At 63.8% G+C, this 12,551-nt stretch carries 17 protein-coding genes and 2 tRNA genes; 4 read left to right on the top strand and 15 right to left on the bottom strand.

Annotation, left to right across the window (positions count from 1 at the left end):
* Positions 1–21: 21 nt before the first annotated feature.
* From AC07UK_RS26930 to AC07UK_RS26945, 4 genes are all read right to left on the bottom strand, one after another.
* Positions 22–381, bottom strand: coding sequence for a hypothetical protein (locus AC07UK_RS26930; protein ID WP_436221328.1), 360 nt, complete (start codon positions 379–381; stop codon positions 22–24).
* A 101-nt stretch (positions 382–482) separates the two neighbouring features.
* Positions 483–671, bottom strand: a complete 189-nt coding sequence (locus tag AC07UK_RS26935) for a hypothetical protein (protein WP_018310329.1) — start codon at positions 669–671, stop codon at positions 483–485.
* A gap of 91 nt (positions 672–762) precedes the next feature.
* Entirely contained in the window at positions 763–996 is a 234-nt protein-coding gene (locus AC07UK_RS26940) for a hypothetical protein (RefSeq protein ID WP_035817458.1), read from the bottom strand.
* 40 nt (positions 997–1,036) lie between these two features.
* Positions 1,037–1,345, bottom strand: a complete 309-nt coding sequence (locus AC07UK_RS26945) for a DUF6566 family protein (RefSeq protein WP_436221327.1) — start codon at positions 1,343–1,345, stop codon at positions 1,037–1,039.
* A 304-nt stretch (positions 1,346–1,649) separates the two neighbouring features.
* Between AC07UK_RS26945 and AC07UK_RS26950 the strand changes: the two genes are divergently transcribed.
* The 4 genes from AC07UK_RS26950 to AC07UK_RS26965 all read left to right on the top strand — a co-directional run bounded on the left by AC07UK_RS26950 (position 1,650) and on the right by AC07UK_RS26965 (position 3,363).
* Positions 1,650–1,910, top strand: coding sequence for a hypothetical protein (locus tag AC07UK_RS26950; RefSeq protein ID WP_035817461.1), 261 nt, complete (start codon positions 1,650–1,652; stop codon positions 1,908–1,910).
* 43 nt (positions 1,911–1,953) lie between these two features.
* Complete coding sequence (locus AC07UK_RS26955) at positions 1,954–2,460, top strand: cupin domain-containing protein (RefSeq protein WP_436221326.1); 507 nt, start codon at positions 1,954–1,956, stop codon at positions 2,458–2,460.
* 309 nt (positions 2,461–2,769) lie between these two features.
* A complete protein-coding gene (locus tag AC07UK_RS26960; RefSeq protein WP_494686836.1) occupies positions 2,770–3,048 on the top strand; it encodes a type II toxin-antitoxin system RelE/ParE family toxin in 279 nt (92 codons plus the stop codon).
* A 12-nt stretch (positions 3,049–3,060) separates the two neighbouring features.
* Complete coding sequence (locus AC07UK_RS26965; RefSeq protein WP_436221325.1) at positions 3,061–3,363, top strand: HigA family addiction module antitoxin; 303 nt, start codon at positions 3,061–3,063, stop codon at positions 3,361–3,363.
* Positions 3,364–3,454: 91 nt separating this feature from the next.
* Here the strand turns inward: AC07UK_RS26965 and AC07UK_RS26970 are convergent, their stop codons facing one another.
* The 11 genes from AC07UK_RS26970 to AC07UK_RS27020 all read right to left on the bottom strand — a co-directional run bounded on the left by AC07UK_RS26970 (position 3,455) and on the right by AC07UK_RS27020 (position 12,534).
* Positions 3,455–3,766, bottom strand: coding sequence for a hypothetical protein (locus tag AC07UK_RS26970; protein ID WP_494686825.1), 312 nt, complete (start codon positions 3,764–3,766; stop codon positions 3,455–3,457).
* A gap of 142 nt (positions 3,767–3,908) precedes the next feature.
* Positions 3,909–3,985 (bottom strand) — tRNA-Pro (locus AC07UK_RS26975).
* Between the two features lie 55 nt (positions 3,986–4,040).
* On the bottom strand, positions 4,041–4,466 hold the full coding sequence (locus AC07UK_RS26980) for a MerR family transcriptional regulator (protein ID WP_013956331.1): 426 nt from the start codon (positions 4,464–4,466) through the stop codon (positions 4,041–4,043).
* Positions 4,467–4,582: 116 nt separating this feature from the next.
* Positions 4,583–4,993 (bottom strand): integration host factor subunit alpha, encoded by a 411-nt coding sequence (locus AC07UK_RS26985; RefSeq protein ID WP_013956330.1) that lies wholly within the window; start codon positions 4,991–4,993, stop codon positions 4,583–4,585.
* Between the two features lie 101 nt (positions 4,994–5,094).
* A complete protein-coding gene (gene pheT / locus AC07UK_RS26990) occupies positions 5,095–7,542 on the bottom strand; it encodes a phenylalanine--tRNA ligase subunit beta (RefSeq protein ID WP_494686826.1) in 2,448 nt (815 codons plus the stop codon).
* 57 nt (positions 7,543–7,599) lie between these two features.
* Positions 7,600–8,631, bottom strand: coding sequence for a phenylalanine--tRNA ligase subunit alpha (gene pheS / locus AC07UK_RS26995; RefSeq protein ID WP_010813101.1), 1,032 nt, complete (start codon positions 8,629–8,631; stop codon positions 7,600–7,602).
* Positions 8,632–8,868: 237 nt separating this feature from the next.
* Complete coding sequence (gene rplT, locus AC07UK_RS27000; RefSeq protein ID WP_008650487.1) at positions 8,869–9,225, bottom strand: 50S ribosomal protein L20; 357 nt, start codon at positions 9,223–9,225, stop codon at positions 8,869–8,871.
* Positions 9,226–9,253: 28 nt separating this feature from the next.
* Entirely contained in the window at positions 9,254–9,451 is a 198-nt protein-coding gene (rpmI, locus tag AC07UK_RS27005) for a 50S ribosomal protein L35 (RefSeq protein ID WP_006575466.1), read from the bottom strand.
* Positions 9,452–9,618: 167 nt separating this feature from the next.
* Positions 9,619–10,140, bottom strand: a complete 522-nt coding sequence (infC, locus tag AC07UK_RS27010) for a translation initiation factor IF-3 (protein WP_078195944.1) — start codon at positions 10,138–10,140, stop codon at positions 9,619–9,621.
* A 48-nt stretch (positions 10,141–10,188) separates the two neighbouring features.
* The gene (gene thrS / locus AC07UK_RS27015; protein ID WP_436221322.1) at positions 10,189–12,096 is read right to left on the bottom strand and encodes a threonine--tRNA ligase; all 1,908 of its coding nucleotides are present in this window, start codon (positions 12,094–12,096) and stop codon (positions 10,189–10,191) included.
* 361 nt (positions 12,097–12,457) lie between these two features.
* A tRNA-Val gene (locus AC07UK_RS27020) sits at positions 12,458–12,534 on the bottom strand.
* Positions 12,535–12,551: the final 17 nt, after the last annotated feature.

A 12,551-nucleotide genomic window follows, 5' to 3' on the forward strand; every position in this document is an offset into this window, starting at 1 on the left:
GCGGCGCTGTCCAGCCGGGGGTTATTGGTCTGCTTCTGCGTCCGTGTCGATGTCCGCAGCGCCGCCGAAGCCTGCGTCGGCACCACGCGGGCGCAGTTCCAGCCCGAGCAGGACCAGCAGGTCGAAGGCATCGGAAAGCAGGTGCTTCTGCCTGGGCAGCAGGCTGGCGTACGGCATGTCGTAGATCGACTGGTGCGCGGCACGCTCGCCCTTGAGGCCGCGGTCGCGCGCGATATCCGACAGCAGCGCGGCAAACCCTGAGAGATCCTGCGCTGCCAGTGCTGAATTCAATACCTTGGCGATCACTTCCGGCGAAGCGTTCGCCCAGCCCATGCGTTCGGCATTGGAAGCAGAGTCTTGAGGTGGGTCGGCAAAGTCCATGATGTGTATAACGGTCCCGCCTGAGCAAGCTTAAGGCAGCAGCCATGTGTATTTGACCCCACAAGCGTGGGGTGATATGGCGTGCCGCCCGCCGGTCCGGACTAGCGCGGGGCCGGCTTCGCCGCCACCTGGCGGTAGACCGTGCTGCCGTCGCGCGCGGTGCGTGCCTGGACGTGATTGCGTGCACCGCATTGCGGGCAGCGGAACACGGGACCCTGCCCTTCATTGCGGATCTGCACCTCATTCGGCTCCCAGCGCGCACCGCAAGCCTGGTTCCCACAAACAAACATGAATTCTCCTTGAAACAGACGCCCGAGAGCCTGAGCCGGGCGCGATACCGGGCATGGCCGCACCGCCTGGTGGCGGCGCGGCCATGCCTGCTCAGCCGTGATTATCAGGCCAGTCGGCCGGCCGCGGGCCCATTCGCCACATATTCGGCGGCTCACCCAATGCCGTGCTCTGATACATCCAGGCGCCGCAGCCAGTGCAGCGCCAGCGGCTGTCGACCTTGCAGCGGTTGCTCATCGCAGCCATGCCCGAGGCAGCCAGGTTCTCGTGCGGCGGCACGCTGGACGGTTCGCCCACCAGCTGATGACACAGGTCACAGGCGTGCATCGGCATCTCCTGTCATGGCGATGATTGCGCGGCGGCGCCTTCAGCCATTGTGCTGCACCCATTGCCGCGCCCACGAAATCGCCGCGGCCCGCGCGTCTTCAGGCGTCGCGTGCGTGGCCGGCGGCGCGCCGCCCTCCAGCACCACGGCGCCCGACTCCCAGATATCGCACAGGGCCTTGAACCGCCCCATGCCCAGCGCGTGGCAATACACGTGGATCACGAAGCCGCCGTACTCCACCACGTCGGTGGCGGTATCGGTCAGCGCCTGATCCGCCGCGGGGTCGGACGGCACCAGCGGCGCATCGCGCTGGCGCAGCACCCGCTGCTCCGCGGCCGAGCGCACCAACATCGCGCAGGCACCGCCCGCCGCCGCGCCCAGCACCACGCCCAAGCCAAACCAGCAAGCCCTGCTCCCGCACCTCGCCATGGCATCCCCCGTAGCGACCCTGCCGGCCTGGCACGACCACGCTGTGCGACCGGCATCGTTTTCAGGTTATACCAATACAGACCGACACCGCTTGCCACCAGCTTCCACGCGGCAAATGCACAGCACCACAGAGTGTGCCGGCGCACGAAAATGAGAATCGTGGGGGATGACCGAACCGCCGGCCAGGGCTATACTGTACATCCATACAGTATCCGGATACTGCCCCATGCCCTTGTACCAGTCCGATTCCATCCTGCTCGAGGCCTACTACTTCGGCGACGACAGCGAATCCCTGCGCCTGCCCTGCGGCAGTGTCTGCGTGGGCGCCGGCGCCATCCTCGTCGACGGCATCGAGCCACGCCAGCTGCAGGCGCTGCGCTGGACGCCGGATTTCCTGTCCTTCGACGCCCAGGGCACCCGTCACCGCTACCCGGTCAGCCGCCCCGCCCTTGTCGGCCCCGGCCAGGCACGCTTCGCGCTGCTTTAAGCTACGGCTTCCGCATCCCCGATGCGCCACGCCCCTTGCCCACATGCCAGACCTCAGTCCGACCGCCCGCCAACTGATCCGCTCGCTAAACCTGCAGCCACATCCGGAAGGCGGCTACTACCGCGAAACCTATCGCGGGGAAGAACAGGTCGTCTGCCAGGACGGGCGCACGCGCGAAGCCTGCACCGCAATCCACTACATGCTGTGCGGCAACGACTATTCCGCGTGGCATCGCATCCGGTCCGACGAACTCTGGCACTACCACGCAGGCTCCCCCGTGGACGTGCACCGGATCGTGGACGGCACCATCGTCACGCAGCGCCTGGGCGACCCGCTGCGGCATCCCGGCGCGGCCTTCCAGGCAATGGTGCCCGCCGGACTATGGTTTGCCGCCGAACGCGTGGATCTGGACGATGGCGTGGACTTCGCCCTGGTCGGCTGCACCGTGGCACCAGCCTTCCGGTTCAGCGATTTCGAACTGGCCGACGCAACGGCGGTTGCCGGCCTGGCAAGCGGACATGACGCGCTGTTGCGCAGGCTGGCGCGCTAGCCCCCCCAAAAAAAACAGCCCGCCACGGCGGGGTGCGGGCGGGCTGGCAAGTGCAGCGGCACGAGTCTAAGCCAGGGCCCCGGCGGGCCATGATGGGAGAACCCGGGTATCTCGCCGTTTTTTCTGGCAACGGCTGAGCAGCGCGTATAGCCCAACAGGCACTCAGGATGCAGATCAATATCTGCGGCTACAGAAGCTCGCCTATCACCCCCGGTCTGGAGCGGGCTCCCGAAATCGAACCGCTCGACAAGGCCGCACGGGAAACAGTAATAACGCTTTACGTTATTAACGCTTCGCGTTAATATGACCATGATCACTTCGTTCAACTGCCGCGACACGGCACTGCTCTTCGCAGGCACGCGGATCGCCCGGTTCGTCAACATAGAATCTGTTGCCATGCGCAAGCTCCAGCAGTTGCACGCGGCCGGCGACCTCAGCTTTTTGCGAGTCCCGCCGGGTAACAGGCTAGAAGCGCTGCAAGGGGACCGGGCTGGTCAGCACAGCATCCGAATCAACGACCAATGGCGAATCTGCTTTTGCTTCGCCAATGGCCATGCAACCGACGTCGAGATCGTCGACTACCACTGAAAGGAGGCCTCCATGGCACGCGAAGTACCCCTGGCCACCCCGGGAGAAATCCTTCAACTGGACTGGCTCGACCCGCTCGGCATTTCTCAGTACGCCCTGGCCAAGGCCATCGACGTACCGCCTCGCCGTATCAATGAAATTGTGAAGGGTGGCCGCGCCATAACGGCGGACACCGCTGTACGCCTTGGTGCGTTCTTCGGCACCGATCCCCAGAGTTGGATGAACCTGCAGACGCACTTCGACACCGAAATGGCAAAGGCGAAGATCGGCGAGAAGAAGCTGGAGTCGATCAGGCAGCATGCCGTGCTGGCATGATGCGCAAGCCTGAATTCGGCATTGGGGGCAGCCGCCAATGGGGCTGCGGCCCAGCCACGCCACCCGGCTGGCGGACCAAAGGGTCATGCACTCATCCACGCTTGCATTCGACCTTCTCTTCGTATTCACCGTCGTCCTTCCATTCGCGCTCGATCAGGCAAGAGCCGTCGCGGTACTTCTGCTTCTGCTCATAGCCACGCGGGCCGCCCTTGCATTTGCGCTCTTCCTTGTATTCGCCATCGCGCTTCTGTTCGCGTTCGATTTCACAAGGGCCGCTACGGAACTTCTCTTTGTACTCACCGCCCCGATAGGCGTTCGGGTAGCCGCGGTCATCGGCGCGTGCGGCAGGCGCAGCCGTCAGCCAGAGGAGCGCAAAGGTAGCCACAAAGAGCTTTCGGAACATAAGTGGGGAATCGGTCAGGAGGATGGCAGAGCATAGCAACGGGCATCGGCGACGGCTGTATCAAAGCGTTACCGCACCGGCCGGCCATTTCCACGCGGAAAATAAAAAACCCGCTTGGCTATTCACCAAGCGGGTTTCTGTCTGGTCGGGGCGAGAGGATTTGAACCTCCGACCACCTGCACCCCATGCAGGTACGCTACCAGGCTGCGCTACGCCCCGAAGCAAAAGATTATAACAGAAGCATTTCTCGTATGACTAGCTCCTGACGTCGAAATTATCCGTGCTTCGCGATCTCCCGGAGTTGCGCAAGCAGGTGCTGTACTTCGACCAGTTCATTGCGCAGGCCGCTGATGTCGACCGACAATGCCGCCGCGTTTTCTTCGCCAACCTCTGCGGCCTCAGGCGCTGCCGCTGCCCCACTGTGATGACGGCCTTCATCGAGGCGGTTGCGCGCCCCGTTGATGGTGAAGCCCTGTTCGTAGAGCAGCTCGCGGATGCGGCGGATCAGCAGGACTTCATGGTGCTGGTAGTAGCGGCGGTTGCCGCGGCGCTTGACGGGCTTGAGTTGCGTGAACTCCTGCTCCCAATAGCGCAGGACGTGCGGCTTGACGGCGCAAAGCTCGCTCACCTCACCGATGGTGAAGTAGCGCTTGGCCGGAATCGGCGGCAACGCGATGCGATCGCTGGATTTGTCCGACATGTGGTGTGTAGACGAGCGTCAGGCCATGCCGGCCATGCGGTTGGCGCGCACCAGGTGCGCGCCCAGAAGCATACCGATGCCGGCTTCGGGAAGCAATCCGCCGTTCGGGTGACGCGTCAGCCGGCGATGCCTGCGCGCTCTTCCACCAGGCCCTTGAGCTTCTGGCTGGCGTGGAACGTGACCACGCGGCGCGCGGTGATTGGAATGACTTCGCCGGTCTTGGGATTGCGGCCGGGCCGCTGCGGCTTGTCGCGCAACTGGAAGTTGCCGAAACCGGACAGCTTGACGCTGTCGCCCTGCTCCAGCGCTTCGCGGATAACGTCGAAGAAGGCTTCGACCATGTCCTTCGATTCGCGCTTGTTCAGGCCCACCTGGTCGAACAGCATCTCGGCGAGTTCGGCCTTGGTCAGCGTGGGAACTTCGGTCGCGCGGTTATCCGGCATCGCGTCGTCAAGGGAGGAAGCCTGCCGGTCGCTCATCTCACCCAGTGCTGCAGCGGTCATGGAATTCGCGTCTCGATCATTCATGTCGATCGCTCAAGTGTGTGTCTGGCGATCCGCCCGGGGCAAGCCCGGGCGCCCTTGTTTATCGTGTGTCCGTCGCGTACTTGTCGCGTACTGGCGATGGCTTAGCCGCGCAGCCGGGCCTGGAAGGCCTCTGTCAGCGCGTCGACCATGCAGCGCACTGCGCTGTCGACGATTTCGTCCTGGAGGGTCGACCCAGTATCTTGCAAGGTCACCCGGAACGCAAGGCTTTTCTCGTCCGCGCCAATGGCAGCGGAAGCGCCCTTGGGACGGAACTCGTCGAACACCACCAGGCTCTGGCAGTAGCGGCCGTAGCCCTGCTTTTCCAGTGCCGCGCGCATGGCGTCGAGCAGGTCCTGCACGCGCACCGATTGCTTCACGACCACGGCCAGGTCGCGCACGGCGGCCGGGAACTTGGAGATCTCGGTGTACACCGGCAGGCCGGTGTCGCGCAGCGCGTCAAGCGCCAGTTCAAACACGACCGGGGCGTGCGTCAGCTCGTATTCCTGCAGCCAGCGCGGATGCAGCTCGCCGACCACGCCCACGGCCTTGCCGTCGAGCAGCACGCGCGCGGCGCGGCCCGGGTGCAGCGCGGGGTGCGATACCGGCTCGAAGCGCGGCACGCGCGGATGGAACAGCGCCTCGACATCGCCCTTGATGTCGAAGAAGTCGACGTTGCGCGTCGGGATGCCCCACTGCTCTTCGAACGCCGAGCCATAGGCGATGCCCGCGGCCATTATCGGCTGATCGTAGCCGGCCACCGTCAGGCCGCCGTCCTTCACGCTGTCGTCACGATGGAACACGCGGCCCACCTCGAACAGGCGCACGCGCGCAGCCTTGCGGTTCAGGTTGTAGCGCACCTTGTCGACCAGGCCGCCGATCAGCGTCGAACGCATCACCGCCAATTGGCTGGCGATCGGGTTCAGCAGGCGGATCGGGTTGTCGTTGGCGGCGAAGTCGCGCTCCCACTTCTCTTCGACGAAGGCGAAGTTGATGACTTCCTGGTAGTCGCGCGCGGCCACGGCATGGCGCACCACGTGGGCGGAGCGGCGGGCCTCGTTGGTCGGGCGCATCTCGCTCTCGGCGATCGGCGGACGGGCCGGGATGCGCTCGAAACCATAGATGCGGGCCACTTCCTCGATCAGGTCTTCCTCGATCTCGATATCGAAGCGGTAGCTCGGCGGCGTGACTTCAAAGACCTCGCCCTCGGCGCCCTGGGTGCGCACGAACGGCAGCTGCAGGCGCTGGAATACATCGGCGATGGCCGCCGGCGACAGCTCGATGCCCAGCACGCGCTCGGCGCGCGCCACGCGCAGGCTGACCGGCTTGCGCTGCGGCAGGTTGACCACGTGGTCGTCCACCGGACCGGCCTGGCCGCCGCAGATCTCGAGGATCAGAGCGGTGATGCGCTCGATATGCTCGACGGTGGTGGCATAGTCAACGCCGCGCTCGAAGCGGTGTCCGGCGTCGGTCGAGAAATTGTAGCGGCGGCCGCGGCCCTGGATCGCAGCGGGCCACCAGAATGCGGCCTCGAGATAGATGTCCGTGGTGTCCAGCGTCACGGCGGTGCTGTCGCCGCCCATGATGCCGGCCAGGCTTTCGATCTCCTTGTCATCGGCGATCACGCCGACCTGTTCGTCGACCTCGATGGTATTGCCGTTGAGCAGCTTGATCTGCTCGCCCTTGCGGCCCCAGCGCACGTCCAGGCCGCCGTGGATCTTGTTCAGGTCGAACACGTGCGACGGACGTCCCAGTTCCAGCATCACGTAGTTCGAGATATCGACCAGTGCGGAAACGCTGCGCTGGCCCGAGCGCTCCAGGCGCTGCACCATCCATGCCGGCGTGGCCGCGCGCGCATTGACGCCGCGGATCACGCGGCCGGAGAAGCGGCCGCACAGGTCCGGCGCCGATACCTTGACCGGCAGCTTGTCCTGGATCGTCACCGCCACCGGCGTCATCTCGGGCAGCGTCAGCGCGGCGCCGGTCAGCGCCGACACTTCGCGCGCCACACCGTGGATCGACAGGCAGTCGGCCTTGTTCGGCGTGAGCTTGATGACAAAGATCTGGTCATCCAGGTCGAGGTATTGGCGGATGTTCTGGCCGACCGGCGCGTCTTCCGGCAGCACCAGCAGGCCACCGTGCTCTTCCGACAGCTTCAGTTCGCGCGCCGAGCACAGCATGCCGTAGCTGTCCACGCCGCGCAGCTTGCCGACCTTGATCTCGAACGGCTGGCCCCCGTCCTCGGACGGGGGCAGCACGGCGCCAACCAGTGCGCACGGCACCAGGATGCCGGGCTTGACGTTGGGCGCGCCGCAGACGATCTGCAGGGTCTCGCCGGTGCCGGCATCGACCTGGCACACGTTGAGGCGGTCGGCATTGGGATGGCGCTCGGTCGACAGCACGCGCGCGACCACCACCTTGTCGAACGGCGGCGCGACCGAGCCCACCTCTTCCACTTCCAGGCCGGCCATGGTCAGCGTGTGCGACAGCGCGTCGGTGGAGATCTTTTCAGGGTTGGCGAAGGTGCGAAGCCAGGATTCCGAGAATTGCATGGCGCTTCTGATCCGGTAAGTATTCTGTGTGGTCGTTGACGAGGGGACGGCGGCGCGTCAGGCGAACTGGCGCAGGAAGCGCACGTCGCCCTCGAAGAACAGGCGCAGGTCGTTGATGCCATAGCGCAACATGGTCAGGCGCTCGAGGCCGGAGCCGAACGCGAAACCGATGTAGCGCTCGGGATCGAGGCCCATATTGCGCAGCACGTTCGGATGCACCTGGCCCGAACCGGAAATCTCCAGCCACTTCCCATTGCCGAAGGCCATGTCGATCTCTGCCGACGGCTCGGTGAACGGGAAGTACGACGGGCGGAAGCGCACCTGGATGTCATCGCGCTCGAAGAACTTGCGCAGGAAATCGGTGTACACGCCCTTGAGGTCGGCAAAGCTGACGTCCTCGCCGATCCACAGGCCTTCGACCTGGTTGAACATGGGCGAGTGCGTGGCGTCGCTGTCGACGCGATAGGTGCGGCCCGGGCAGATCACCTTGATCGGCGGCATCGCCTTGCCGGCGTACTTCTCGACATGCATCTTGGCGTAGCGGACCTGCATCGGGCTGGTGTGCGTGCGCAGGAGCAGCAGCTTGTCTTCGCTGTCGCGGCCGTCGACATAGAAGGTGTCCTGCATCGAACGCGCCGGGTGGTTGTCCGGGTTGTTCAGCGCGGTGAAGTTCATCCAGTCGGTCTCGATCTCGGGGCCGTCGGCCACATCGAAACCGATCGAGCCGAAGATCTGCTCGACGCGCTCCCACGTGCGCATCACCGGGTGCAGGCTGCCGCGGCTGACCGCACGGCCAGGCAGCGTGACGTCGATGGCCTCCGCGGCCAGGCGCGCGTTCATCAGCGCATCGGCCAGCGCCTGGCGCCGTGCCTGCAGGGCGGCTTCAACCTGCTGCTTGATCTGGTTGATGCGGGCGCCTTCCGTCTTGCGGGTTTCCGGGTCGAGCTTGCCTAGGCCCTTGAGCAGTTCGGTCAGCGCGCCGGTCTTGCCCAGGAAGCGGGCCTTTTCGTTTTCCAGCGTGGCGTTGTCGTTGGCAGCAGCGAAGGCGGCCTGGGCATCGGCGACAATTTGATCCAGATCCTGAGACATGGCGGCGGTCGTGGGATTTTTGGCGTCGGGCCGGTACGCACCGGTCCGACGTGGGTTGGCACTACGTGCGGTGTTCGTTTCGAATGCGGTCTCGGCACCGGATACCGGCAACTGAAACGGCATTCGAAATAAAAACGGGGCTCGGTGAGGAGCCCCGTTTCAGCGGACCTTGCGGTCAGCGGTCGACCTTGCGGTCGGTGCTTGCCCGGCAGCGCTTACGCGCTGCCGCAGCCGGCATCAGGCAACGGTGGCTTTCACCTGGTTGACGATGGCGGCAAAGGCAGGCTTGTCGTGAATAGCCATGTCCGACAGCACCTTGCGGTCCAGTTCAATCGAGGCCTTCTTCAGACCGTTCATGAACACGCTGTAGGTCATGCCATGCTCACGCGTCGCGGCATTGATACGCGCAATCCACAGGGCGCGGAACACGCGCTTCTTGTTGCGGCGATCGCGGTATGCGTACTGGCCAGCACGCATGACCGCCTGCTTGGCGATGCGATAGACATTATTGCGACGGCCGCGGTAACCCTTGGCAGCATCGATGACTTTCTTGTGACGGGCCCGTGCAGTGACCCCACGCTTTACTCGAGGCATGTAATTCTCCTTTCGTTTTCGTCAGGGGTTATGCGTAAGGCATCATCGCGCGCACCGACTTCAGGTTCGTCTCATGGACGTCCTGAGTACCGCGCAGTTGACGCTTGTTCTTGGTGGTCTTCTTGGTCAGGATGTGACGCTTGAAGGCCTGGCCACGCTTGAACGAACCGTTCGGACGGGCAGTAAAGCGCTTGGAGGCGCTTTTCTTCGTCTTCATCTTCGGCATGAAAAACTCCAGCTCATATGACATGCATGCAGGTGGACGGCTCACGCCGACGCTTGCAAGACCCGCATCCACTTGTTGTTGCACAGCGGCCCTTGCGGGCCGCGCGCGACTTCCGCACGAGGCAACGCCGGGATGCCTGGCATCCCGGCCGCTGCACCGCGCAGGAATTACTTCTTCTTCTTGGGAGCGAGCACCATCACCATCTGGCGCCCTTCCATCTTCGGCATCTGCTCGACCTGGCCGATTTCTTCCAGGTCCGCCTTCAGGCGTTCGAGCATGCGCGCGCCGATTTCCTGGTGCGCCATCTCGCGACCACGGAACCGCAGCGTGATCTTGGTCTTGTCGCCATCTTCCAGGAAGCGCTTCAGGTTGCGCAGCTTGACGTTGTAGTCGCCATCATCCGTACCCGGCCGGAACTTGACTTCCTTGACCTGGATGATTTTCTGCTTCAGCTTCGCCTCGTGGGCGCGCTTGGCTTCCTCGTACTTGAACTTCCCGTAATCCATGATCCGGGCGACGGGCGGAACCGCGTTCGGCGCGATCTCGACCAGGTCCAAGTCCTTATCTTCAGCCAGCCGCAGTGCGTCCATGAACTTGACGATGCCGAGCTGTTCGTTATCAACCCCTACCAGGCGCAGCTCAGGCGCGCTGATTTCCCGGTTGATGCGATGACCTTTGTCCGTAGCGATGTTGCGTTACCTCAAGAAGACAAAAAAACAAGCCGTGCTCACCACCCATCAGGCTTTGCTGGCGACGTCGTTTTGCAGACGCTCAACAAACGCGGAGACGGGCATCACACCCAGATCCACGTTGCCACGGGCACGCACGGCCACTTGACTGGCATCCCGCTCCTTGTCGCCCACTACCAGCAGGTAGGGAACCTTTTGAAGCGAATGCTCGCGGATTTTATACGTAATTTTCTCATTACGCAAATCGGCCTTGGCCCTAAACCCTTGTTTTTGCAGCAATTGCACGACGCTTTCGGCGTATTCCGCCTGCGAATCCGCAATATTCATGACCACCACCTGCTCCGGGGCCAGCCAGGCCGGCAACGCACCGGCGTGGTTTTCCAGCAGGATGCCCAGGAAACGCTCGAACGAACCCAGGATGGCACGGTGCAGCATCACCGGGCGCTTGCGCGAGTTGTCCTCGGAGACGTATTCGGCATCCAGGCGCTCCGGCAGCACCAGGTCAAGCTGCAGCGTGCCGCACTGCCAAGAGCGGCCGATCGCGTCCTTGATGTGGTACTCGACCTTGGGGCCGTAGAAGGCGCCCTCGCCCGGCAGCTCTTCCCAATCCACGCCGCAGGCGCGCAGCGCCAGGCGCAGGCCCTCTTCGGCGTGGTCCCAGACCTCGTCCGAGCCAGCACGCTGGTCCGGGCGCAGCGACAGCTTGACCTTCACGTCCTTGAAGCCAAAGTCGTCGTAGACCGAGAACGCCAGCTCGTTGAAGGCCTTGGCCTCCGCCACGATCTGCTCTTCCGTGCAGAAGATGTGCGCATCATCCTGCACAAAGCCGCGCACGCGCATCAGCCCGTGCAGCGCGCCCGACGGCTCGTTGCGGTGGCAGGCGCCGAACTCGGCCAGGCGCAGCGGCAAGTCGCGGTACGAACGCAGGCCGTGGTTGAAGATCTGCACATGGCCCGGGCAGTTCATCGGCTTGATCGCGTAGTCGCGCTTCTCCGACTCCGTGACGAACATGTTCTCCTTGTAGTTCTGCCAGTGGCCGGACTTTTCCCAAAGGGAACGATCCATCACCTGCGGCGTACGGACTTCATCGTAGCCGGCGTCCGTCAGGCGGCCGCGCATGTATTGCTCGACGGCCTGCCACACCTGCCAGCCCTTCGGATGCCAGAACACCATGCCGGGCGCCTCTTCCTGCAGGTGGAACAGGTCGAGCGTCTTGCCCAGTTTGCGGTGGTCGCGCTTCTCAGCCTCTTCCAGCATGTGCAGGTAGGCTTCCTGGTCTTCCTTCTTCGCCCAGGCCGTGCCGTAGATGCGCTGAAGCATCTCGTTGTTGGCATCGCCGCGCCAGTAGGCGCCGGCCACCTTCATCAGCTTGAAGACCTTCAGCTTGCCCGTGGACGGCACGTGCGGGCCGCGGCACAGGTCGACGAAGCTGCCTTCGCGGTACAGGCCGATTTCCTGGTCGGCGGGGATCGAGGCGATGATCTCGGCCTTGTACTTCTCGCCCATCGACTCGAACAGCGCCACCGCTTCGTCGCGGTTCCACACTTCGCGCACGACCCTCTCGTCCTTGCGGGCGAGCTCCGTCATCTTCTTCTCGATGGCGGCCAGGTCTTCGGGCGTGAAGGGACGCTTGTAGGCAAAGTCGTAGTAGAAGCCGTTTTCGATCACCGGCCCGATCGTCACCTGCGCTTCCGGATAGAGCTCCTTGACGGCATAGGCCAGTAAGTGCGCCGTGGAGTGGCGGATCACATCGACGCCATCGGCGTCCTTGTCCGTGACGATGGCCAGCTCGGCATCGCGGTCGATCTTGTAGCTCGTGTCGACCAGCTGGCCGTCCACCTTGCCGGCCAGCGCGGCCTTGGCCAGGCCGGCGCCGATGCTCTGCGCCACTTCGGCAACCGTCACCGGGCCGGGAAACTCGCGGCGGGACCCATCCGGCAGCGTGATTGCGATCATTTCGACTCTCCAGGTTCCGCTAGCTGCGCCTTGCGCATCGCCTGAGCGGATCAAACTGCATCTTGTGGCACCGGCCCCGGCATGCCTGCGGGACTGGCGATTTATTCTTTACGGCCCTGCTCTGCCGCACCGGAAAGGCGGCAGCTTATCAGGGCGCTGGCAGGCGACAGACGAAAAAAAACGCGGCCAAGGCCGCGTTTCTCTTTGTCAAACCCGATCCAACCGGGTCGAAGGCGCACCTCGACTACTGTCGCTTGCCAGCGGTAGTAGTTCGCGGTGTCATAACCATGATGCCCTTCCGTTCCGTATGGGGTTGAATCGGACTTGCCACACTTCTTTTTACTGCTTTACTGCAATTCGTTGGTAGGCTCGATTGGACTCGAACCAACGACCCCCACCATGTCAAGGTGGTGCTCTAACCAGCTGAGCTACGAGCCTAGCGAAGCCGCAAGTAT

The organism is Cupriavidus sp. GW821-FHT07C08 (assembly GCF_059419025.1).

What these genes read in the sequence shown, in the direction of transcription:
- AC07UK_RS26930 (WP_436221328.1), bottom strand. Translation starts at nt 381, where the DNA reads ATGGACTTTGCCGACCCACCTCAAGACTCTGCTTCCAATGCCGAACGC.
- AC07UK_RS26935 (WP_018310329.1), bottom strand. Translation starts at nt 671, where the DNA reads ATGTTTGTTTGTGGGAACCAGGCTTGCGGTGCGCGCTGGGAGCCGAAT.
- AC07UK_RS26940 (WP_035817458.1), bottom strand. Translation starts at nt 996, where the DNA reads ATGCACGCCTGTGACCTGTGTCATCAGCTGGTGGGCGAACCGTCCAGC.
- AC07UK_RS26945 (WP_436221327.1), bottom strand. Translation starts at nt 1,345, where the DNA reads ATGTTGGTGCGCTCGGCCGCGGAGCAGCGGGTGCTGCGCCAGCGCGAT.
- AC07UK_RS26950 (WP_035817461.1), top strand. Translation starts at nt 1,650, where the DNA reads ATGCCCTTGTACCAGTCCGATTCCATCCTGCTCGAGGCCTACTACTTC.
- AC07UK_RS26955 (WP_436221326.1), top strand. Translation starts at nt 1,954, where the DNA reads ATGCCAGACCTCAGTCCGACCGCCCGCCAACTGATCCGCTCGCTAAAC.
- AC07UK_RS26960 (WP_494686836.1), top strand. Translation starts at nt 2,770, where the DNA reads ATGATCACTTCGTTCAACTGCCGCGACACGGCACTGCTCTTCGCAGGC.
- AC07UK_RS26965 (WP_436221325.1), top strand. Translation starts at nt 3,061, where the DNA reads ATGGCACGCGAAGTACCCCTGGCCACCCCGGGAGAAATCCTTCAACTG.
- AC07UK_RS26970 (WP_494686825.1), bottom strand. Translation starts at nt 3,766, where the DNA reads ATGTTCCGAAAGCTCTTTGTGGCTACCTTTGCGCTCCTCTGGCTGACG.
- AC07UK_RS26980 (WP_013956331.1), bottom strand. Translation starts at nt 4,466, where the DNA reads ATGTCGGACAAATCCAGCGATCGCATCGCGTTGCCGCCGATTCCGGCC.
- AC07UK_RS26985 (WP_013956330.1), bottom strand. Translation starts at nt 4,993, where the DNA reads ATGAATGATCGAGACGCGAATTCCATGACCGCTGCAGCACTGGGTGAG.
- pheT (WP_494686826.1), bottom strand. Translation starts at nt 7,542, where the DNA reads ATGCAATTCTCGGAATCCTGGCTTCGCACCTTCGCCAACCCTGAAAAG.
- pheS (WP_010813101.1), bottom strand. Translation starts at nt 8,631, where the DNA reads ATGTCTCAGGATCTGGATCAAATTGTCGCCGATGCCCAGGCCGCCTTC.
- rplT (WP_008650487.1), bottom strand. Translation starts at nt 9,225, where the DNA reads ATGCCTCGAGTAAAGCGTGGGGTCACTGCACGGGCCCGTCACAAGAAA.
- rpmI (WP_006575466.1), bottom strand. Translation starts at nt 9,451, where the DNA reads ATGCCGAAGATGAAGACGAAGAAAAGCGCCTCCAAGCGCTTTACTGCC.
- thrS (WP_436221322.1), bottom strand. Translation starts at nt 12,096, where the DNA reads ATGATCGCAATCACGCTGCCGGATGGGTCCCGCCGCGAGTTTCCCGGC.